Annotated in this window: 19 protein-coding genes; 14 read left to right on the top strand and 5 right to left on the bottom strand. The window is 69.7% G+C overall.

The window, feature by feature from the left end:
* From VLK61_RS30990 to VLK61_RS31005, 4 genes are all read left to right on the top strand, one after another.
* A partial coding sequence (locus VLK61_RS30990; protein ID WP_325427397.1) for a prolyl oligopeptidase family serine peptidase occupies positions 1-915 on the top strand: 915 nt, incomplete at its 5' end.
* A 34-nt stretch (positions 916-949) separates the two neighbouring features.
* Positions 950-1,558 carry a DUF924 family protein gene (locus VLK61_RS30995; protein ID WP_325427399.1) on the top strand — a complete coding sequence of 203 codons (609 nt, stop codon included), beginning with the start codon at positions 950-952 and terminating at the stop codon, positions 1,556-1,558.
* 5 nt (positions 1,559-1,563) lie between these two features.
* Complete coding sequence (locus tag VLK61_RS31000) at positions 1,564-2,397, top strand: DUF6597 domain-containing transcriptional factor (RefSeq protein ID WP_325427401.1); 834 nt, start codon at positions 1,564-1,566, stop codon at positions 2,395-2,397.
* A 91-nt stretch (positions 2,398-2,488) separates the two neighbouring features.
* Positions 2,489-2,950, top strand: coding sequence for a VOC family protein (locus tag VLK61_RS31005; RefSeq protein WP_325427403.1), 462 nt, complete (start codon positions 2,489-2,491; stop codon positions 2,948-2,950).
* Between the two features lie 65 nt (positions 2,951-3,015).
* Here VLK61_RS31005 and VLK61_RS31010 read toward each other — a convergent pair whose 3' ends face one another.
* From VLK61_RS31010 to VLK61_RS31020, 3 genes are all read right to left on the bottom strand, one after another.
* Complete coding sequence (locus tag VLK61_RS31010) at positions 3,016-3,270, bottom strand: cysteine rich repeat-containing protein (protein WP_325427405.1); 255 nt, start codon at positions 3,268-3,270, stop codon at positions 3,016-3,018.
* A gap of 100 nt (positions 3,271-3,370) precedes the next feature.
* Positions 3,371-5,065 carry a long-chain fatty acid--CoA ligase gene (locus tag VLK61_RS31015; RefSeq protein ID WP_325427406.1) on the bottom strand — a complete coding sequence of 565 codons (1,695 nt, stop codon included), beginning with the start codon at positions 5,063-5,065 and terminating at the stop codon, positions 3,371-3,373.
* Positions 5,066-5,207: 142 nt separating this feature from the next.
* Positions 5,208-7,196 (bottom strand): serine/threonine protein kinase, encoded by a 1,989-nt coding sequence (locus VLK61_RS31020; RefSeq protein WP_325427408.1) that lies wholly within the window; start codon positions 7,194-7,196, stop codon positions 5,208-5,210.
* Positions 7,197-7,333: 137 nt separating this feature from the next.
* Here VLK61_RS31020 and VLK61_RS31025 point away from each other — a divergent pair, with 137 nt between their 5' ends.
* Together VLK61_RS31025 and VLK61_RS31030 are read left to right on the top strand one after the other, a co-directional pair.
* The gene (locus VLK61_RS31025; RefSeq protein WP_325427410.1) at positions 7,334-7,846 is read left to right on the top strand and encodes a hypothetical protein; all 513 of its coding nucleotides are present in this window, start codon (positions 7,334-7,336) and stop codon (positions 7,844-7,846) included.
* 118 nt (positions 7,847-7,964) lie between these two features.
* The gene (locus VLK61_RS31030; protein WP_325427412.1) at positions 7,965-10,259 is read left to right on the top strand and encodes an ATP-binding protein; all 2,295 of its coding nucleotides are present in this window, start codon (positions 7,965-7,967) and stop codon (positions 10,257-10,259) included.
* Between the two features lie 53 nt (positions 10,260-10,312).
* Here the strand turns inward: VLK61_RS31030 and murB are convergent, their stop codons facing one another.
* Positions 10,313-11,362 (bottom strand): UDP-N-acetylmuramate dehydrogenase, encoded by a 1,050-nt coding sequence (gene murB / locus VLK61_RS31035; RefSeq protein WP_325427414.1) that lies wholly within the window; start codon positions 11,360-11,362, stop codon positions 10,313-10,315.
* 100 nt (positions 11,363-11,462) lie between these two features.
* Between murB and VLK61_RS31040 the strand changes: the two genes are divergently transcribed.
* The 8 genes from VLK61_RS31040 to VLK61_RS31075 all read left to right on the top strand — a co-directional run bounded on the left by VLK61_RS31040 (position 11,463) and on the right by VLK61_RS31075 (position 19,318).
* On the top strand, positions 11,463-11,963 hold the full coding sequence (locus VLK61_RS31040; RefSeq protein WP_325427416.1) for a YajQ family cyclic di-GMP-binding protein: 501 nt from the start codon (positions 11,463-11,465) through the stop codon (positions 11,961-11,963).
* Between the two features lie 2 nt (positions 11,964-11,965).
* Entirely contained in the window at positions 11,966-12,628 is a 663-nt protein-coding gene (locus VLK61_RS31045; protein WP_325427418.1) for a retropepsin-like aspartic protease family protein, read from the top strand.
* 190 nt (positions 12,629-12,818) lie between these two features.
* Entirely contained in the window at positions 12,819-14,000 is a 1,182-nt protein-coding gene (locus VLK61_RS31050) for an acyl-CoA dehydrogenase family protein (protein ID WP_325427420.1), read from the top strand.
* 2 nt (positions 14,001-14,002) lie between these two features.
* Positions 14,003-15,124, top strand: coding sequence for an acyl-CoA dehydrogenase family protein (locus tag VLK61_RS31055; RefSeq protein WP_325427422.1), 1,122 nt, complete (start codon positions 14,003-14,005; stop codon positions 15,122-15,124).
* A gap of 119 nt (positions 15,125-15,243) precedes the next feature.
* Positions 15,244-16,224, top strand: coding sequence for a P1 family peptidase (locus VLK61_RS31060; RefSeq protein ID WP_325427424.1), 981 nt, complete (start codon positions 15,244-15,246; stop codon positions 16,222-16,224).
* 25 nt (positions 16,225-16,249) lie between these two features.
* Positions 16,250-17,614, top strand: a complete 1,365-nt coding sequence (locus VLK61_RS31065) for a twin-arginine translocation pathway signal (RefSeq protein ID WP_325427426.1) — start codon at positions 16,250-16,252, stop codon at positions 17,612-17,614.
* The gene (locus tag VLK61_RS31070; RefSeq protein WP_325427428.1) at positions 17,611-18,327 is read left to right on the top strand and encodes a pseudouridine synthase; all 717 of its coding nucleotides are present in this window, start codon (positions 17,611-17,613) and stop codon (positions 18,325-18,327) included. The genes VLK61_RS31065 and VLK61_RS31070 overlap by 4 nt, the downstream gene beginning before the upstream one ends.
* Positions 18,328-18,355: 28 nt before the next feature.
* Complete coding sequence (locus tag VLK61_RS31075; protein WP_325427430.1) at positions 18,356-19,318, top strand: bifunctional riboflavin kinase/FAD synthetase; 963 nt, start codon at positions 18,356-18,358, stop codon at positions 19,316-19,318.
* On the opposite strand, the gene VLK61_RS31080 is transcribed toward VLK61_RS31075, so the two are convergent.
* Positions 19,315-20,169 carry a MipA/OmpV family protein gene (locus tag VLK61_RS31080; protein ID WP_325427432.1) on the bottom strand — a complete coding sequence of 285 codons (855 nt, stop codon included), beginning with the start codon at positions 20,167-20,169 and terminating at the stop codon, positions 19,315-19,317. The genes VLK61_RS31075 and VLK61_RS31080 overlap by 4 nt on opposite strands.
* Between the last annotated feature and the right edge of the window lie 106 nt (positions 20,170-20,275).

Raw genomic sequence — 20,275 nt, forward strand, 5'->3', positions numbered from 1 at the left:
GCGCTGGCCGAGACCTTCTGGCTCAACCACAGCGGCTTCCTGACGCCGGACACGCTGTACATCGCCGAGGCCGCACGGGACACGCTGCAAGCGGTGAAGTCACTGCCGGCATTCTTCGACGCCAGCGGGGCACGCGTCGAACAGCGCTTTGCGAGCTCGAAGGACGGCACCCGCGTGCCCTACTTCATCGTCTGGCCGAAGGATGCGAAGGCCGATGGCAGCACCCCGACGCTGCTGTACGGCTACGGCGGCTTCGAAGTCGCGCAACTGCCGCGCTACTTGCCGACCTATGGCAGCGCATGGATTTCACGCGGCGGCGCCTTCGTGCTCGCCAACATCCGGGGCGGCTCGGAGTACGGCCCGGCCTGGCACCAGGCGGCCATCAAGGCGAACAAGCAGAAGAGCTACGACGACTTCGCGGCGGTCGCCGAAGACCTGATCGCCCACCGCGTGACGAGCCCGCGCCACCTCGGCATCGAAGGCGGCAGCAATGGCGGGCTGCTGGTCGGCGCGGTGATGCTGCAGCGGCCGGAGCTGTTCAACGCGGTGGTCTGCCGCGTGCCGCTGCTGGACATGAAGCGTTATCACAAGCTGCTGGCCGGCGCCTCGTGGATGGCCGAGTATGGCAACCCCGACAAGCCGGATGAATGGGCCTGGATCTCGGCCTACAGCCCCTACCAGAACCTCAAAGCCGGCGTGAAGCTGCCGGCCACGCTGTTCACCACCTCGACACGCGACGACCGCGTGCACCCCGGCCACGCCCGCAAGATGGTGGCGCGCATGCTGGAACAAGGCCACGCGCCGCTGTACTACGAAAACATCGAAGGCGGCCACGCCGGCGCGGCCGACAGCGCGCAGCGCGCCGAGTTGCTGGCGCTGGGCTACGCCTTCCTGTGGCAGCAGCTGGGCCGCTGACGAGGTTTTGGCGCCCGGCCGCACAATCGCCGCCATGCGCGCCAACGCTTTGCCCAGCACGCTGCCGCCGGATGCCCGGGCGGTGCTGGACTTCTGGTTCGACCCGCCGGATGACCCGCAGCATGGCCAGCCGCGCGCCGAATGGTTCCGCAAGGACGCGGCCTTCGACGCGCAGATCCGTGAGCGCTTTGGTGCACTGATCGAATCGGCGCTAGCGGGCCAATTGAGCGGCTGGGCCGCCAGCGCGCAGGGTGCGCTGGCGCAACTGATCGTGCTGGACCAGTTCACGCGCAACAGTTTTCGCGACACGGCGCGTGCCTTCGCCGGCGATGCCCGCGCGCTGGCCGCCGCACGGGCCATGGTAGCCAGCGGCCAGGACCGCCAGCTCGGCGGCGTGCAGCGACAGTTCGTCTACCTGCCCTTCGAACATGCCGAGGACCTGGCGGCACAACAACAGTCGCTGCAGCTCTTCGGCCAGCTCGAGCAGGACGAACCGACGCTGGCCGGCCTGCAGGACTGGGCGCACAAGCACCAGGTGATCGTCGCGCGCTTCGGCCGCTTCCCGCACCGCAACGCCGCCCTCGGCCGGCCCAGCACGGCCGAGGAACTGGCCTTCCTGCAGACCCCGGGCTCGGGGTTCTGACCCGTATGGCCTCAGCACCATCAACCTGGCTCAGCCGCCGCCCGGCGCCGCCGCTGGGCTGCTTCGTCGACACGCTGTGGACCAGCGAACGCCTCGCCGCGCTGCCGCACAGCCGGGAATGGAACCTGCCCACCGGCAGCGCCGACCTGATCGTGCCGCTGACGCAGGACGCCCTGCGCCGCTTCGACAGTGCCACCGACCGGCACGGCCGCCAGCTCGCCGGCGGCCTGCTGCAAGGCGCGCAGCAGGGCCCGACGCTGCGCGACACCTCGACCCCGCTGTGCGTCGTCGGCGCTCATTTCCGACCCGGTGGCCTGGCCGGCTTCTTCGCACCGCCAGCCGACGAGTTCACCGATCGCAGCCTGCCGCTGGAGGCGCTGTGGCCGGGCTTCACCGACCAGTTGCGTGAGCGCCTCATCGGCCCGGCTGGCCTGGCCTCGCCCGCCCTGCGCCTGCAGGTGCTGGAGAGCGCCTTGTGCGCGCGCCTGCGGCTGCAGGCCCCCGCCGATGCGATGGTGCAATGGGCCCTCAGCCAGCTGGCCGGTGGCCACGTGGCGATCGGCAGCCTGCAGCGCGCCAGCGAATGTTCGCCGGCCCGCTTCATCGCGCGCTACCGCGCGGTGTGCGGCCTGTCGCCCAAGCGCCACGCCGCACTGATGCGCTTCAATGCGGTGCTGGACCATTCACCGCAGCCGCACGGCTGGGCCGCGGCCGCTGCCGATGCGGGTTATGCCGACCAGGCCCACCTGGTGCGCGAATTCCGCCGTTTCGCCGGTTTCACGCCGGGCGAGTACCTGCGCAACGCCACGGCGTTTGCGAGCCACGTGGCCTGCCGCTGAAGCGGCGAGGCGCGGGCCCGGAAATTTTGTTCAAGACAGGGGCTTGGTGCCGCCCCTAAGCTGCAGGCCTTCCTTGGCTTTGGAGCGAACGATGAGCCCCCCACCCCCGGTGATCCACGAAGTGTTTGCCTACCTGCGCGTGAAGGGCGCAGCGCAAGCGATCGCGTTCTATGCGCAGGCCTTCGGCGCGGTGGAGCGCTTTCGCCTGGTCGAGCCCGACGGCCGCATCGGCCATGTCGAACTGCAGCTGGGGCCGACGGTGCTGATGCTCAGTGAGGAGTACCCCGAGTACGGCCTGCTGGCGCCGCTGGGCGACACGGTGCTGGGCGCGTCGATCCACCTGCATGTGGACGATTGCGACGCTTGCGCCGCACGCGCCGTGGCCGCCGGCGCCACGATGGAGATGACGCCGACCGACCAGTTCTATGGCGAACGCAGCTGCCGCGTGCGCGACCCCTTCGGCCATCAGTGGCTGCTGGGGCATGAGATCGAGAAACTCGATCCGGACGAAATGCAGCGCCGCTACACGGCGCTGATGCAGGGCACTGCCTGATCGGCAGGCCGGGCAAGGCGAAGCCGGATCGGCAAGCCGGCGGCCGCCCAGCGGCCGGCACCGCATCAGGTCTTGCTCTCCTTCTTCTCGCCCGCCTGCTTGGCGAGGTCGGCCTTGCACTCGCTCGACATCTGGTCCTTCTTCTCCCTCATGCAGGCCGCGATGCGGCCGCCGCCCGGCTTGACGTCCGGACACAGCTTCTTGATGTCGGCCTTGCAAGCGTCGGTGATCTTGGCGCGGTCGGCGGCCATCGCGGCCGGGCCGGCGAGCAGCGTGGACAGCGTGAGCAGCAGCGCGGAAGCGGCATGCGTCGGTTTCATTCAGACACTCCAAGGGTTGAACGGGATCTGTCCTGAACGCCAGCAAACGCCAGGCCGCCGACCGCGGCGAGGTAAAGGCTTGTGAACCGGGCCGGCGGGCTCAGCGCGCTTCGCGCTCTTGCAACTGCCGCCACATCACCTTGCCGGAGCCCGATTTCGGCAGCGCATCGACGAACTCGACGATGCGCGGCACCTTGTAGGCCGCCATGTGGTCGCGCGACCAGGCGATGATGTCCTGCTCGCTGGTCTTGCCACGCGCGTCGGCGCGCAGCACCACCACGGCCTTCACGGTTTCGCCACGGTACGCGTCGCGGCTGGCGATCACGCAGGCCTCCTGCACCGCCGGGCACTTGAACAGCAGCAGTTCCACCTCGCTGGGCCAGATTTTGAAGCCGCTGGCGTTGATCATGCGCTTGAGGCGGTCGGTGATGAAGAAGTAGCCCTCCTCGTCCATGCGGCCCAGGTCGCCGGTGCGGAAGAAGCGCTGGCCTTCCAGCTCGAAGAAGGCCGCGCGCGTGGCCTCCGGGTGGCCCCAGTAACCCTGGAAGATCTGCGGCCCGCTGACCACGATCTCGCCGGTCTCGCCGATCGGCAATTCCTGCAGCGTTTCGGGGTCGACGATGCGGGCGTCGGTGCCGAAGACCGGGATGCCCAGGCACTGCAGCTTGGCGCGCTCGGGCGGGTTGGCATGGGTGGGCGCGGCGGTTTCGGTCAGGCCGTAGCCTTCGGCGAAGGTGATGCCGAACTCGGCCTTCAGCCGCTCGGCCACGGCTTGCGGCATCGCCGCGCCGCCGCCGGACAGGTAGCGCAGGCTGGACAGGTCGAAGCTGGCGTAGTTCGGGCTGCCGAACAGATCGATGATCATCGTCGGGATGCAGGTCCAGTGCGTGACCTGGTGGCGCGAAATCAAGCGGCCGGCCAGCTCGCGATCCCAACGCGGCAGGATCACCGTGGTGCCGCCGCCGGCCACCGAGGCCATGCAGCCGTAGATGAAGCCGGTGATGTGGAACATCGGCACCACGCCCAGGCTCACCGTCTCGGGGCCGCCGTGGCCCCACTGGCCGGCACCGCTGACGTTGTGCATCAGCGTGCGGTGGGTGTGCATGCACCCCTTGGGCATGCCGGTGGTGCCGGAGGTGTAGGGCAGCAGCGCCATGTCGTCGGGCCGCGCGGTGTGCGGGCCCGGCCGATGGCCGCTGTCCAGCACCTCGGTCCAGCGCTGCGCGCCCGGCGGCAGCGGCGGGTGGGCGCGCAGCCAGGCCAGGACGGCGTCGTTCGGTGCTTCGGCCGGGTCCAGCGGGCCCTCCGGCAAGGCATCGGCGAAGCGCGTGGCGACGATCTGCCGCAGGCGCTTGGCCGCGGGCAGCTGCGCATCGGCCTCGGCAACGATGCCGGCCAGGTCCGCCGTGGTCAGCACGAAGCGGGCGCCCGAATCGCTGATGTAATGGCCGAACTCGTCGACCTTGTTCATCGGATTCACCGGCACCACCACCGCGTCGGCGCGCAGCACGCCGTGCACCGCGATGACGAACTGCGGGCAGTTCTGCATGAACACGATGACGCGCTCGCCCTTGGCCAGGCCCTGGGCTTGCAGCCAGCCGGCCAATGCTTCGGCCTGCTGCCTGATCTCGGCATAGCGGGTCGGCCTGCCGAAGAACAGGTAGGCCGCGCGGTCCGGGAAGCGGGTCGCCGAGACCTCGAGGTTGAACCACAGGCTGGTGTCGGGCAACACCAGGGAACGCGGCAGGCGCTTGGGCCAGATGGCGTGATGCAGGCGAGTGGCAGACAGGGGCATGGTGCGGGCTGGACCGTGAGCCGATGACAGCCCCGGTGTAGCCGATGCCCCGCCGCAGCCGCAACGCGGGGAACCCGCGAACTGTCACGCCCGAGACGGCTGCGCCACCCGCAGGGCGCGGGCGCGCCGCCGCCGCTTCGACCTACGGGCTGTTGCGCACGCGGGCGCGCTCTTCGATCGCGCGCACCTGCACGCATTCACCGTGGTCGTAGAACTGCGGCTTCACGCACTCACGCACCAGGCACTTGTGCAGCGCCAGCAGCATGCGGCCGCCGCATTGTTCGCGCGGGTCGCGGCCGGCGGCCGGCACGGCTGTCAGGGCACCGTCGTTGCTGCGCTCGGCCGGCGGGCTGGCCGGCGACCGGGCTGCTGTTTCCGCCGGTGCGCGTGGCGGCGAGCTGTCGGCAGCCGGGCCGGGCAGCACCGGGGGGCGACGCTCGTTGACGGCTGCAGCGGTCCGGTTGTTCGGCGTGCTGCGCGGCGCCGCCGAAGCCGGCGCGGCGGCCGAAGCCGGCAGCGGTCGCAAGGCGGCGCTCTCCACCGTCATCGGGGCCGTCCCGGGCGCGGGGGTCTGCGTCGCCGGGCCACTTGGCGCGGCAGGCACGCGTGCGGTCGCCGGTGCAGGCGCGGCAGGGGTGGGTGCAGGGGCCTTCACCACGGCCGGTGCCGGTGCCGGCACCGGGCTGGACGCCGCAGACAAGGCCACCGGCGCCGTTGCGGCCGGCAGCGACGCGGCCGTCTCGACAGCCGAAGCGGCTGGCGCCGGCGCGGCCGACGCCGCCACCGAGGCGGCCGGCGCCGCTTGCGCCGGGCGCGGCCCTTCGGCGGGCGGCCGCTGCAGGTACCAGATCAGCAGGCCGACGATCAGCAGCACGGCGCCGCCGCCCACGAACATCGGGGCCAGCGAGCGTGCGGGCAGACCGGACGGGCGCGGCGGCAGCACCCGGTCTCCGGTGGCCGACCAGCCTTCGCCGTCATCGTCCTGCCCGTTCGGGGGCACGGATGCCGGCGGATGCGAGGCCCGCACAACGGCCGGGCGTGGCATCGGCGGTGCCGGGCGGGCTGCAGGCTGTGGGGGTCGGGTCACCGCAGAGGCCGGGGGCGGCACCGACGCTTCGCCGAGGTCGATGTCGGCATCAGGATCAGGATCGGGCTTGACGGTGATCTGCGCCTCGGTGCGCTGCCAGGCCGTAGGCGAAGCCGGGACCACAGTGCGCACCGGCACCGGCAAGCGGCCGGACAGCACCTCGCGCAACTCCGCCACCGACTGCGGGCGGTCCGCCGGGCGCGGCGCCAGCATCCAGTCGACGGTGCGCAGGAAATCGTCGGACACCCCCGGCCGCGGCATGGTGGCCAGCGGCGCGGCATCGTCGCTCAGCGTGCGCACCGTCGCCGGCAGCGGCGGTGATTCGGTGATCAGGAAATGGAAGGTGGCGCCCAGCGCATAGAGGTCGGTCCAGGCCCCCTGGCGCAGGTTGGCGGCTTCGCCGTACTGCTCGATCGGCGCGTAGCTGGGCTTGAGAATGGCCGTCAGCGTCTGGCTGCGGCCCTGGATCACATGGCGCGCGGCGCCGAAGTCCAACAGCATCGGCACGCCGTCGTCGCCGATCAGGATGTTGTCAGGCGCGATGTCGCGGTGGAACACGTCCTCGCGGTGCAGCACCTCCAGCGCGCCGAGCACCGGGTCGAGCACGCCGCGCAGCCAGGCTTCGGTGGGCGGCACGCCCATCCCCCGCCGGGCTTCGCGCAAGGTGCGGCCGCGCAGCAGCGGCATCACCATGTAGGCGGTGCCGCGCTCTTCCCAGAAACGATGCACCTTGATCAGCGAGCGGTGATCGAAGCGCGCCAGCATCTTGGCCTCGTTCACGAAGGAGCGCAGGCCGAGCTTGAACGTTTCTTCGTTGTTCGGCGAGCTCAGCGAGACATGCAATGTCGCCGTGCGCGAGGCCAGCGACGAGGGCATGTATTCCTTGATCGCCACCTCGCGCTCGAGCCCATGGTCGAAGCACAGGTAGACGATGCCGAAGCCGCCGACGCCGATGACCCGCCGCACCTCGAATTCATTGAGCCGCGTGCCCGGCGGCAGGGCATTGGTGTGCCCGTCAGTGGTGAAGGTGCCGGCGCTGGACATAATCCAAAAGCTTAACCTACGGCACCGCCGCTTCCCAGCGTGGCCGCCCTCATTGTGGTGAACAGCCTCACGGGCAAGCCTTCGGGGGGCGGTTACCATAGTCACTTTCTTCAGGCCATCCCGCTTTCACTGCCACGATGCAACGCCGCCACCTGCTGTGTCTGGCTGCCCTGGGCTCGATGGCCGCACGCTCCGCGCACGCGCTGGAGACGCCCGATGGTTCGGTGGTGCTCACGCTCACCGGCCGGGTGCGATCGCCCAACCACCAGGCTCATGGCGAACCGCAGGCGCTGTTCGACATGGCCATGCTCGAGCGCCTGCCGCAGCAGAGCTTCAGCACCCGCACGCCCTGGTACAGCCAGCCGCGCAAGTTCACCGGTCCGCTGGTGCGCGACGTGCTTTCGGCCGCTATGGCACAGGGCCAGTCGCTGAAAGCCACCGCGTTGAACGACTACCGCGTCGACATCCCCGTCGACGACGTGCAGCGCTACGACGTGCTGCTGGCCCGCCTGCTCGACGACAAGCCGATGTCGGTGCGCGACAAGGGCCCGCTGTTCATCATCTACCCCTTCGACAGCAACAACACGCTGCGCCGCGCGCTCTACTACACGCGCTGCGCCTGGCAGCTCAAGGCCATCGATATCCAATGAGCCCCCCCCCGAAGCGGCCTAACGGCCGCCTCCCCCCCAGGGGGGCAGCGCCAGCGGACCGGCGGAGCCGGATCCGCGGCCCTCGCTTGGTTGGACTGCGACGTGTGGGGGGCATGTCGTGAATCAGCGGGTCACGCCGTGGTTCGGCGTCACCGGGCTGCTGCTGCTGGCCACGCTGCTGGCCGCGGCCTTCGTTCAGGTGCGCCAATACGCACTGCTGAACCTGACGGTGCAGAACCAGAACGACTACCTGGTGCTGAGCCTGTACCAGCTGGAAACCGAATACCTGCGCCTGCGTGAGCAGTGGCGCATGGACCTGGACACGGCCGCCGGCAACCCGGCGCCGCTGCAGCTGCGCTACGACATCTTCCTGTCCCGCGCCGCGCTGCTGCGCGCCGAGCGGGCCCAGCAGCTGATCGGCCGCGTGCCCAATGCCCAGCAGGTGCTGCGCCAGATCGACAGCTTCAGCAGCCGCGCCGACCTGTACCTCAGCAGCGAACCGCGCGGCCCCTTGAGCCCGCAGGCCGCGCGCGCGCTGCTGGCCGACCTGATCGGACTCGGCGACCCGATCCACCAGCTGCTGCTGGATGCCACCCACCAGGTGGCTTCGCAAGTCACCGAGCGCCAGGACAAGGTGCGCCAGCACAACGAGATCGGCCTCGGGCTGACCGGCTTCCTGTCGGCCATGGTGCTGGTCTTCGCGCTGATCGCGCTGCGCCAGATGCGCAAGCTGGAGCAGCGCCGCCAGCACCTGGAAACCTTGGCCGACCAGCTGCGCGACGCCCGCATCGAGGCCGAATCCGCGAGCAATGCCAAGAGCGAGTTCCTGGCCGACATGAGCCACGAGCTGCGCACGCCGCTGCATGGGCTGCTGGGCATGCTGTCGCTGCTGAAGGAGGCGCCCGGCGACCCGCAGGCCGGCGACTGGCTGACCACCGCCGATGAGTCGGCCACCCATCTGCTGCACCTGCTGGACGACATCCTCGACCTGTCCAAGCTCGAATCCGGCGCCCTGGCGCTGCAGACGCGCTCGGTGGCGCTGCGCGGGCTGGTCAACGAGGTGCATGCGCTGATGCAGCCGCAGGCCCAGGCCAAGGGGCTGACGCTGGAGCTGCGCTACGACGAGTCCCTGCCCAGCCATGTGCGCCTGGACCCCACGCGCATGCGCCAGGTGCTGTTCAACCTGCTCAACAACGCGATCAAGTTTTCCGACCACGGCAGCGTGATCCTGCGCTGCGCCCAGGTGGCGGGGCCTGAGGGCGCGCCGCAGCTGGAGTTCGATGTCAGCGACACCGGCATCGGCATGGACCCGCACACCGTTTCGCGGCTGTTCCAGCGCTTTGCCCGGGCCGACGATCCCCGCGCCCGGCGCCAGGGCGGCACCGGCCTGGGCTTGGCCATCTCGCGCAACCTGGCGCGCCTGATGGGCGGCGAGATCGTCGTGCGCAGCACGCCCGGCGCCGGTAGCGTGTTCAGCTTCCGCAGCGCGTTGGTACCCGATGCGCCACCGGCCGACGAAACCGGCCCGGCCGCCTCGGCCGGCAGCGCGACGGCCGACGGCAGCGCCACAGCCCCGGCCGCCGGTCCGGTGCCGCCCCCCCTGGCGCCGCCGCAGGACGGCCTGCGCGTGCTGGTGGCCGAAGACCATCCGGTCAACCGCATGTACCTGGCCGCGCTGCTGGAGCGGCTGGGCCACCATGGCCACCATGTCACCAACGGGCTCGAAGCGGTGCAGGCCATGCGCGAGCGCAGCTTCGACCTGGTGCTGATGGATGTGCACATGCCGGTGATGGACGGCGTGGCCGCCAGCGAAGCCATCCGCAGCCTGCCGGCGCCGGCGTCGCGGGTGCGCATCATCGCGCTGACCGCCGATGTGTTTGCCGAAACGCGTGAGCGCTGCATGGCCGCCGGCGTCGACGAGGTCATCACCAAGCCGGTCAGCCTGCCGGCCTTGACCACGCTGCTGTCTCAGCAGTTCGGCCTGCCCGCCGCGGCGGTGCCTGCCGGCGCCCATGCCGTCGCTCACGTCGGCGCGGCCGCGGCGCCGGGTAGCCCGCCGCGCGAGGCCATGCTGATCGACCATGCCGCGCTCGCCGATGTCACCGAGCTGATGGGTGCCGGCCGCTCGCCGGCGCTCTATGGCGGCTTCTTCGAACAGGCCAGCGACACCGCCCGCCGCATGCGCGAAGCGATGCGCGATGCCGACACCGAAAGCCTGCGCCGCGCTGCGCATGCGGTGAAGGGCGCGGCACTGAACCTCGGCCTGCCGGCGCTGGCCGATGCCGCCGCCACGCTCAACCGCGATGGCAGCACGCTCAGCGCAGCGCAGCTGGCGCTCGCGGTGCAGCGTTACGAAGAACTGGTCAACGCCACGCGCAGCCTGTGCGCCGCCGAAGGCCTGATCAGCGAATGACCGGGTGGTGACACAGCGGCGGCGCCACCGCGCCAGAGTCGGCCTCTGTCAGCTCAGATGACCACCGGCTCCGGCTCCAGCCGGATGCCGAAGCGGCCGTAGACGCTCTCCTGGATCGCCTGGGCCAGCGTCACCACCTCGGCGCCGCTGGCGCCGCCGCGGTTGACCAGCACCAGCGCCTGCTTCTCGTAGACCCCGGCGCGGCCGATCGACTTGCCCTTCCAGCCGCAGGCGTCGATCAGCCAGCCGGCAGCCAGCTTGAAGCTGCCGTCGGCCAGCGTGTAGTGCACGATGTGGGGGTCGCGCGCGATGATGTCGCGGCATTGTTCGGGGCTGACCACCGGGTTCTTGAAAAAGCTGCCGACATTGCCGATCTGCCCCGGATCCGGCAGCTTGGCGCGGCGGATCGCACACACCCAGTCGAAGATCGTGCGCGCATCGGGGGCATGGTTGCCGGTTTCGGCCATGCGCCGCTCCAGATCCAGGTAGCCCAGCACCGGGCTCCAGGGCCGGGGCAGGCGCAGCCGCACGCGGGTGATCAGGCTCTTGCCCGCCAGACCGCCGAAACCGCTGCGTTTGAACACGCTGTCGCGGTAAGAGAAGGCGCAGGCCTGGGCATCCAGCGTCACGCAGCGGCCAGTGACCAGACCCACGGCATCCAGCGATTCGAAGCGCTCCTGCAGTTCCAGCCCGTAGGCGCCGATGTTCTGCACCGGCGCGGCGCCCACCGTACCGGGGATCAGCGCCATGTTCTCCAGGCCCGGCCAGCCTTGCGACAGCGTCCAGTCGACGATGTCGTGCCAGGTCTCGCCGGCGCCGACCTCGACGATCCAGGCGTCCGGCCGCTCTTCCACCAGCCGGCGGCCCGTCACCTCCACCTTCAGCACCACGGCCTGCGGGTCGCGCGTGAGGATCAGGTTGCTGCCGCCGCCCAGCACCAGCTTGGGCGCGCGGCCGAGGTCGGGGTGGTCGAGCACGCGCCGCACATCGGCGTCCCCGGCGATGCGCACCAGCGTGTGCGCAGTGGCCGGCAAGCCGAAGGTATTGAACTCGCGCAGGCTGGCGCCGTGTTCAATCGCCAAAGCGGACGAGGTGCTTGCCATCCGTCGATTTTCACCGAACGCCGGCTTGATATGTCACCCGAGTGCAGGCAGCATCGGCATGGCAGAATTTTTCTCCCGCCTTTGCACCCTTTCCGACTCCATGCCGAGCTTCGACACCGTCCTTGAACCCAACCTGGTTGAGCTGCGCAACGCCGTCGAGCAGTCCAACAAGGAGATCGGCACGCGCTTCGATTTCAAGGGCTCGTCGGCCCACATCGAAAGCGTCGAAGCCGCGAAGGAGCGTTCGCTGCAACTGCTGGGCGACAGCGATTTCCAGATCGCCCAGGTCAAGGACATCCTGCTGGCCAAGCTCAGCAAGCGCGGCGTCGATGCGCGCTTTCTCGATTTCAGCGCGAAGTTCGAGAAACTCGGTGGCGACAAGGTGCGCCAGACCGTGCCGGTGAAGATGGGCATCGACAGCGACACCGCGAAGAAGATCCAGACCCTGGTCAAGCAGAGCAAGCTGAAAGTGCAGGCCGCCATCCAGGGCGACAGCGTGCGCATCACCGGCGGCAAGCGCGACGAGCTGCAGGCCGCCATCGCGCTGCTGCGCAAGGAAGTGGCCGATGTGCCGCTGGCCTTCAACAACTTCCGGGATTGAGCTTGCACGCGCACCGCCTGGGCTGGCCGCTGTTGACGCTGACACTGACACTGACGCTGACGCTGGCCGGTGGTGCGGGAGCACAAACCGTCAGCCTCTCCGGCAGCCTGGGATCGAGCAAGGCGCTGCTGCTGATCGATGGCCAGCCGCACACGCTGGCCGTGGGCAGCAGCGTCAAGGGCGTGACGCTGAAGCGCGTCGGCGATGGTGAGGCCGAGGTCGAGATGGCCGGCCGCTCCAATGTGCTGCGCCTCGGCGCGGCGCCGGCCAAGGTCGGCGGCGGCTCGGGCGGCGGCGGTGGCAACGAAATCGTGCTGCCGGCCGGTCCGGGTGGGCATTTCATGGCCACGGGCAGCATCAACGGCAAATCGGTGCAGTTCATGGTCGACACCGGCGCCACCGTGATGGCGATCAGCCAGACGGATGCCGACCGCATCGGCATCGACTGGAAGCGCGGCCGGCGCGGCGTGTCGCATACCGCGGGCGGCGTGGTGCCGGTCTACGGCGTCAACCTCACTTCCGTGCGCATCGGTGACGTCGAGGTGTTCAATGTCGAGGCCGTGGTGCTGCAGGCCGACATGCCGATGGTGCTGCTGGGCAACAGCTTCCTGTCGCGCTTTTCGATGCGCCGCGACAGTGACGTGATGCGCCTGGAAAGAAAGTAGAGCACCGGCAGTCTCTCGCGGCAGTCGGGCGCGCCGAGACGATGGCGCGAAATCCGGACCGGAAGAAGTCATCAAGGCGCACTATCCGAGCGTGCACCCGGCCTCTGTTTGTCGCGGCAGGGACAAGCCGAAAGCGAACGGTCGTGCTAAAAAGCAGACGCTGCTGTCATAGCCCTGGAGACACACCAACATGGACCTGAACTTCACCGCGGAAGAGCTGAACTTCCGAGCCGACATCCGGCAATGGGTGGCCGAGAGCCTGCCCAAGGACATCAGCCACAAGGTGCTGAATGCGCTGCGCCTGTCGCGCGACGACATGCAGCGCTGGGCCAGGATCCTCGGCGCCAAGGGCTGGCTGGGCTACGGCTGGCCCGCGCAGTTCGATGGCCCGGGCTGGAATGCGGTCCAGAAGCACATCTTCGAGGAAGAGTGCGCCAAGGCTGGCACGCCGCGCATCGTGCCCTTCGGCCCGGTGATGGTGGCGCCGGTGATCATGAGCTTCGGCAATGCCGAACAGCAGAAACGCTTCCTGCCCGGCATCGCTTCCGGCGAGGTGTGGTGGAGCCAGGGCTACAGCGAACCGGGCTCGGGCTCGGACCTGGCCTCGGTGAAGACACGCGCCGAACGCAAGGGCAACAGCTACCTGATCAACGGCCAGAAGACCTGGACCACGCTGGGCCAGTACGGCGACTGGATCTTCTGCCTCGTGCGCACCAGCAACGAAGGCAAGCCGCAGACCGGCATCTCGTTCATCCTGGTCGACATGAAGTCACCCGGCATCACCGTGCGCCCGATCATCACGATGGACGGCGAGCATGAGGTCAACGAAGTGTTCTTCGACAACGTCGAAGTGCCGGCCGAAAACCTCATCGGCGAAGAGAACAAGGGCTGGACCTACGCCAAGCACCTGCTGGCGCATGAACGCACCAACATCGCCGACGTCAACCGCACCAAACGCGAACTGGAACGGCTCAAGCGCATCGCGCGCGCCGAAGGGGTCTACGACGACCCGCGCTTCCGCGACCAGATCGCACTGCTGGAAGTAGAGGTGGTGGCGCTGGAGATGATGGTGCTGCGCGTGCTATCGGCCGAAAAGAGCGGCAAGCAGAGCCTGGACATCGCGGGGCTCCTGAAGCTGCGCGGCAGCGAGATCCAGCAGCGCTACACCGAGCTGATGATGCTGGCCGCCGGCCCCTACAGCCACCTGTGCGTGCACGAGGCGATGGAAGCCGGCTGGCAAGGCGACTTCGCCGGCGCCGCGGTGTGCGCGCCGCTGGCGACCACGTACTTCAACTATCGCAAGACCACCATTTACGGCGGCAGCAATGAAGTGCAACGCAACATCGTTGCGCAAACTGTCTTGGGAGCCTGACCATGGACTTCAACTTCACCGACGATCAAATCTCGCTGCGTGACGCGGTGGCCCGCTGGGTCGAGAAGGGCTTCGCCTTCGAACGCCGGCATGCGCTGGCCAAGGCCGGCGGCAAGACCCGCGCGGTATACGGCGAACTCGCCGAACTGGGCCTGACCGGCCTGGCCGTGCCCGAAGCCCAGGGCGGCATGGGTTTCGGCGCTGTCGAGGCCATGGTGGTGATGGAAGAGCTGGGCCGCGGCCTCGTCAATGCGCCCTATGCCGCCGCTGCACTGATGGCACCGGCGATGCTGCAGGCCGCGCCGGCCGAGGTGCAGGCGGCTTGGCTGCCGAAGATCGCCGATGCCACGGCGCTGGTGGTGCCCGCCTGGCTGGAACGCGGAGCGCGCTACCAGCATGCACGGGTTTCGACCACGGCCACGCCCTCCGGCAGCGGGTGGACCATCAGCGGCCAGAAGAGCGTCGTGCTGGCGGCTGACGAGGCCGATGCCTTCATCGTCTCGGCCCGCACCGGCGCTGCCGATGCCATCGGCCTGTTCCTGGTGGAAAAAGGTGCCGACGGCGCCACCGTCGCCGCCTATCCGACGCAGGACGGCGGCCGCGCCGGAGAACTGAAGCTGGCCAACGCAGCGGCCACGCTGATCACCACGGACGGGCTGGCCGCGCTGGAGCTGGGCCTGGACGTCGGCATCGCCGCGCTGTGCGCCGAAGCGGTCGGCGCGATGGACAAGCTGGTGGCCATCACCGTCGAGTACATGAACACGCGCAAGCAGTTCGGCGTGGCGATCGCCAGCTTCCAGGCACTGCGCCACCGCATCGCCGACGTGAAGATGCAGCTCGAACTGGCGCGCTCGATGAGCTACTACGCCAGCCTGAAGCTGGGCGAAGCGCCCGCCCAGCGCCGCCGTGCGCTGTCGCAAGCCAAGGTGCAGCTGGGCCATTCGATGCGCTTCGTCGGCCAGCAGTGCGTGCAACTGCACGGCGGCATCGGCGTCACGGACGAGTACATCGGCAGCCATTACTTCAAGCGCCTGACGCTGCTGGAAACCACGCTCGGCGACACGCAGTACCACCTGGGCGAGGTGTCGGCGCGCATGCAGGATTCGGCCGGCGTGTTTGCATAGAACGTTTGCCCCGGCCGCCTGGCGGCCGTCCCCAAGGGGCTGACGAAACCGGACCGGGCCAAGCTGGAGCCCCGGCTCCGCGGTGGTAGGCTGCGGCCTCGCTCGCTGCCCCAGGCGCCATGCATCCCGGATCCATCACCGACATCGCCGGCCTGAAGGTCGGCCACTTCACCGATTCCCGCCGGCCCACCGGCTGCAGCGTGCTGCTGTGCGAACAGGGTGCCGTATGCGGTGTCGATGTGCGCGGCGCCGCGCCGGGCACGCGGGAAACCGATCTGCTGGATCCGCAGAACATCGTCGAGCAGGTGCATGCCGTGCTGCTGTGCGGCGGCAGCGCCTTCGGCCTGGCCGCCGCCGACGGCGTGATGCGCTGGCTGGAGGAACATGGCCATGGCCTGCCGGTGGGTCCGGCGCGGGTGCCCATCGTGCCGGCCGCCGTGCTGTTCGACCTGTGGGTCGGCGATGCCCGCATCCGGCCCGATGCCGCGGCCGGCCATGCGGCCTGCGTGGCCGCCAGCAGCGAGCCGCCGGCGCAGGGCAGCGTCGGCGCCGGCACCGGCGCGACGGTGGGCAAACTGTTCGGCATCGAACATGCGATGAAAGGCGGCATCGGCACCGCATCGATGCGCGTCGGCGCCATCACCGTCGCCGCACTGGTGGCGGTGAACGCCATCGGCGATGTGGTCGATCCGGCCACCGGCCGCGTCATCGCCGGGGCCCGCGCCGCCGATGGCCGCACGCCACGCGACAGCATGGCCGCCATCCGCCGTGGCGAGCTGCCCGAGCGGCTGCAGGCCGGCATGGCCACCACCATCGGCATCGTCGCCACCGATGCGCAGCTCACCAAGGCACAGGCCAACAAGCTGGCCTCGATGGCGCACGACGGCCTGGCACGCAGCATCAACCCGGCGCACACCCAGCACGACGGCGACACGCTGTTCGCACTGGCCACCGGCGGCAGCGGCAAGCCCGGCAACCTGACGGTGCTGGGCGCGCTGGCCGCCGAAGTCACCGCACGGGCCGTGCTCAATGCCGTGGGGTCCGCCCAGGGCCTGAAAGAGCCCGCACTGCCCTCGGCCGGCGATCTCGGCCTGGCCTGATTCCACAACAACCAGGAGACACCCCATGCGTTTGCAACGCCGCGCCTTGTTGGCGTTCGCTTCCGGCCTGCTGCTCACCGCCTGCGCCAGCACGCCGGGCACGGCGCCGCCGCCCATTGTCTTCGTGCACGGCAATGGCGACACCGCCGCGCTGTGGACCACGACGCTGTGGCGCTACGAAAGCAACGGCTGGCCGCGCGAGCGGCTGCATGCGGTGGACTTCCCGCTGCCGCAAGCGCGCGACGACGACACCAAGCCGCAGGACGGCCGCAGCTCGGCCACCGAACAGCGCGAGTTCCTGGCCGCCGAGGTGCAGCGCGTGCTCCAGGCCACCGGCGCCAGCCAGGTGGTGCTGATCGGCAACTCACGCGGCGGCAACGCCATCCGCAACTACATCCAGAACGGCGGCGGCGACAAGACTGTCTCGCACGCCCTCCTCGGCGGCACGCCCAACCATGGCGTGTGGGCCAACCCTGGCTTCCGGCCCAACAACGAGTTCAACGGTGCCGGCGCCTTCCTGACGGGCTTGAACGCGCCGAAAGGGCCCAACGCCGACGAGGTCACGCCCGGTCTGCGCTGGATGACCACCCGCTCGGACAGCAACGACAAGTTCGCGCAGCCCGATGGCGTGTGGATCGGCGCCAAGGGCACACCGACCCACGTCACCGCCGAGGGGCCGGCGCTGAAGGGCGCGCACAACGTGGTGCTGCCGGGGCGCGACCACCGCGAGGTCAGCTACCACCCGCAAGCCTTCGCCGCAGCGTATGAATTCATCACCGGCCAGGCGCCGGCGCTCACGACGGTAACGCCAGAAGCGAGCGTCCTGCTCGATGGCAAGGTCTCGGGCATCGGTGCCGGTGGCCCGACCAACCTGCCGCTGGCCGGCGCCCAGGTGGCGGTGTATGCGGTGGACGCCGCCACCGGCGCGCGGCGTGGCGCGGCGCTGGTCGACAAGGCGGTCGGCGCCGATGGCCGATGGGGACCGCTCTCCACCGACTCGGCGACGCCGCTGGAGTTCGTCATCAGTGCACCCGGCTACGCCACGACGCACATCTACCGCGCGCCATTTGCGCGCTCGTCGGCCATCGTGCACCTGCGGGCCGAGCGCCTGGCCGAGGCCGACAAGAGCGCCGCCTCGGTCGTCACGCTGACCCGCCCCCGCGGCTACTTGGGCCTACCGCGCGACAGCATCAGCTTCGACGGCCTGAGCCCCGCGCCCGGCATTCCGCCCGGCGTGGCCGGCGTCTCCAGCAGCAAGCTGAAGCTGCAGGTCGGCCCTGGCCGGCCGGTGGTGGCCGAGTACCGCAGCGGCGAGCTGGCCGAGCGCATCGTCGGCATCGCCTGGCCGGCCCGGGACAACCATGTCGTGACGATCGAACTCCACCCATGAGCCTGAAGAAGAAGCCCCAGCGCATCGACGAGATCCTGTTCAACCAGGGCTTCGGCACGCGCCGCGAATGCGCCGGCCTGATCGAGGTCGGGCTGGTGCGCGTGGGCGGCGCCACGGTCAGCGATCCGGGCGAGACCTTCATGGCCGATGGCCTGGGCATCGAGGTCGAAGGCCGGCCCTGGGTCTGCCACGACCTGGCCCTGGTGCTGCTGCACAAGCCGGCCGGGTATGAGTGCTCGCAGAAGCCCTCGGCCTGGCCCAGCGTCATGCTGCTGCTGCCGGCCGCGCTGCGCCGCCGCGGCCTGCAGCCGGTGGGCCGGCTGGACCAGGACACCACCGGCCTGCTGCTGCTGACCGACGACGGCGGCCTGATCCACCGATTCACGTCGCCGAAGAAGCAGGTGCCCAAGGTCTACGAGATCAGCACCGACCGGCCGGTGGATGCGCGCCAGGTCGAGCAGTTGCTGTTCGGCGTGATGCTGGACGACGAGCCGATGCCGGTGCGCGCCGAAGGCTGCGAGATCACCGGCACCCACGCGCTGCGTTTGACGCTGGTGCAAGGCAAATACCACCAGGTCAAGCGCATGGTGGCCGCGGTGGGCAACCATGTCACCGCGCTGCACCGCAGCAGCTTCGGCAAACTGGTGCTGCCGACCGACCTGGCGCCAGGGCAATGGGCCTGGGTCGAAGGACCCCAGGCCATCACGGGTTGAAGAGCGCCGGCTGACGATAATCCGCCGCATGCAGGTTTTCCGAGGCTTTCACCATCCCGGGCTGGCGCCATCCTGCGCGCTGACCATCGGCAACTTCGACGGCGTGCACCGCGGCCACCAGGCCATGCTGGCGCTGCTGATCAATGAAGCACGGCACCGCGGCCTGGCCAGCTGTGTGATGAGCTTCGAGCCGCATCCGCGCGACTACTTCGCGGGGCGTGCGGGCCAAGCTGCCAGTGCCCCGGCGCGCATCGCGACGCTGCGGGACAAGCTCTCCGAGCTGGAGCGCTGCGGCGTCGACCAGGTGGTGGTGCTGCGCTTCGATGCCGCGTTTGCCGCGCAAAGCCCGCAGGCCTTCATCGACGATGTGCTGTTGCAGGGCCTGCATGCACGCTACGTGCTGGTCGGCGACGACTTCCGCTTCGGCGCCAAGCGCGCCGGCGACTACGCGATGCTCGACGCCTCCGGCCAGCGCCAGGGCTTCGATGTCGCCCGCATGATGAGCTACGAAGTGCACGGCCTGCGCGTCTCCAGCTCGGCCGTGCGCGAGGCGCTGGCTGGCGGCGACATGGCCCGCGCCAGCGCACTGCTGGGCCGGCCCTACAGCATCAGCGGCCATGTGGTGCATGGCAAGAAGCTCGGCCGCGAGCTGGGCTTTCGCACGCTGAACCTGCGCTTCGTGCATCCGAAGCCGGCCGCGATGGGCATTTTCGTCGTGCAGGTGCACGGCCTCACCGACAAGCCCGTGCCTGGCGTCGCCAGCCTGGGCGTGCGGCCGACGATCGAAGACGCCGGCCGCGTGCTGCTCGAAACCCATTGCCTCGAATGGCCGGCTTCACTGGGCCCGGAAGCCGGTTATGGTCAGGTGCTGAAGGTCGAGCTGCTGCACAAGCTGCACGACGAACTGCGCTACGAATCGTTGGACGCGTTGCGTGAAGGCATCGCCCGCGACACGGCTGCGGCGCGGGCCTGGTTCACCCAGCAGGCCTAGAACCGCCAGGCCAGGCCGCCGCCGACACCCCAGGTATCGCGCCGGCGGGTCAGCGGGCTGTCCAGCGTCGGCCCCTGCAGGCGCGACGTGCTGGCATTGACGAAGCCCAGCCAGTGCGGGCCCAGGTCAGCTCGCAGGCCGAAACCGAAGCCCAGGTCGCGCAGGCCGGCCGAGGGCTCGTAGACCGGGTGGCCGGAGCGCTGGCGCTGTTCGGCGGTCACGCCGAAATAGCTTTGCATGTAGCGGCGGTCGCCTGCCGTGAGCGACACCCCGGCATTCGCGCGCAGCGTCGGCGACAGCCGCCATTCGTAGCTGAGGCTGCTGTCCAGCACGATGCCGCCGTCGCGACCCAGCACGTCCGGGCTCAGGCCGGCACTGAGCTTCCAGCCCGATCCGAAGTCTTTCACCGCCGACAAGCGCCCACGCACCGTGGCCCGCACATTGCCCAGCCCCTGCAGCATCGGGTCGTCGCCGTCGTCGCGGCCACCGTCCAGCCGCAGCGACAGGCTCACGCGCAGGTCGTCGCGGGCCACCAATTCGGCCGACACACCTCGCGGCACCTCGTCGTTGCTGCGCGTCACGAAGCCACCGGTGGTCGTCGCCGAGTAACGGCCATAGCGCAGGAACAGGCCCGGCCGCAGGCTCAGGCGGCTGGATTCCGAGCCCTGGTAGGCCGGCCCGTACCGGAACAACACACCGACCGCGCCCTCCCACACCGGCTGTGCCGGCGCGGGCTCTTGGCCTTCAGCAGCGCCGGCGCCCAGCGCCACGCCCAGCAGCAGCGCGACAGCCGGCAGGCAGCGGCTGCGAAACGCCAGCCGGGCCCGGGGCACTGCTTCAGTAGAATCCATGGCATGGCATTGTGCTGGTTTCATCGTCAAGGCCCTCGCGGGCACGCCGCCACGCGGCGGCAGACCACGCGCGACCGAATTCAGCGCTCGGTCCACTGACACCTGC

The sequence above is a fragment of the Aquabacterium sp. genome (assembly GCF_035476535.1).
Taxonomy (GTDB): Bacteria; Pseudomonadota; Gammaproteobacteria; order Burkholderiales; family Burkholderiaceae_C; genus Pseudaquabacterium.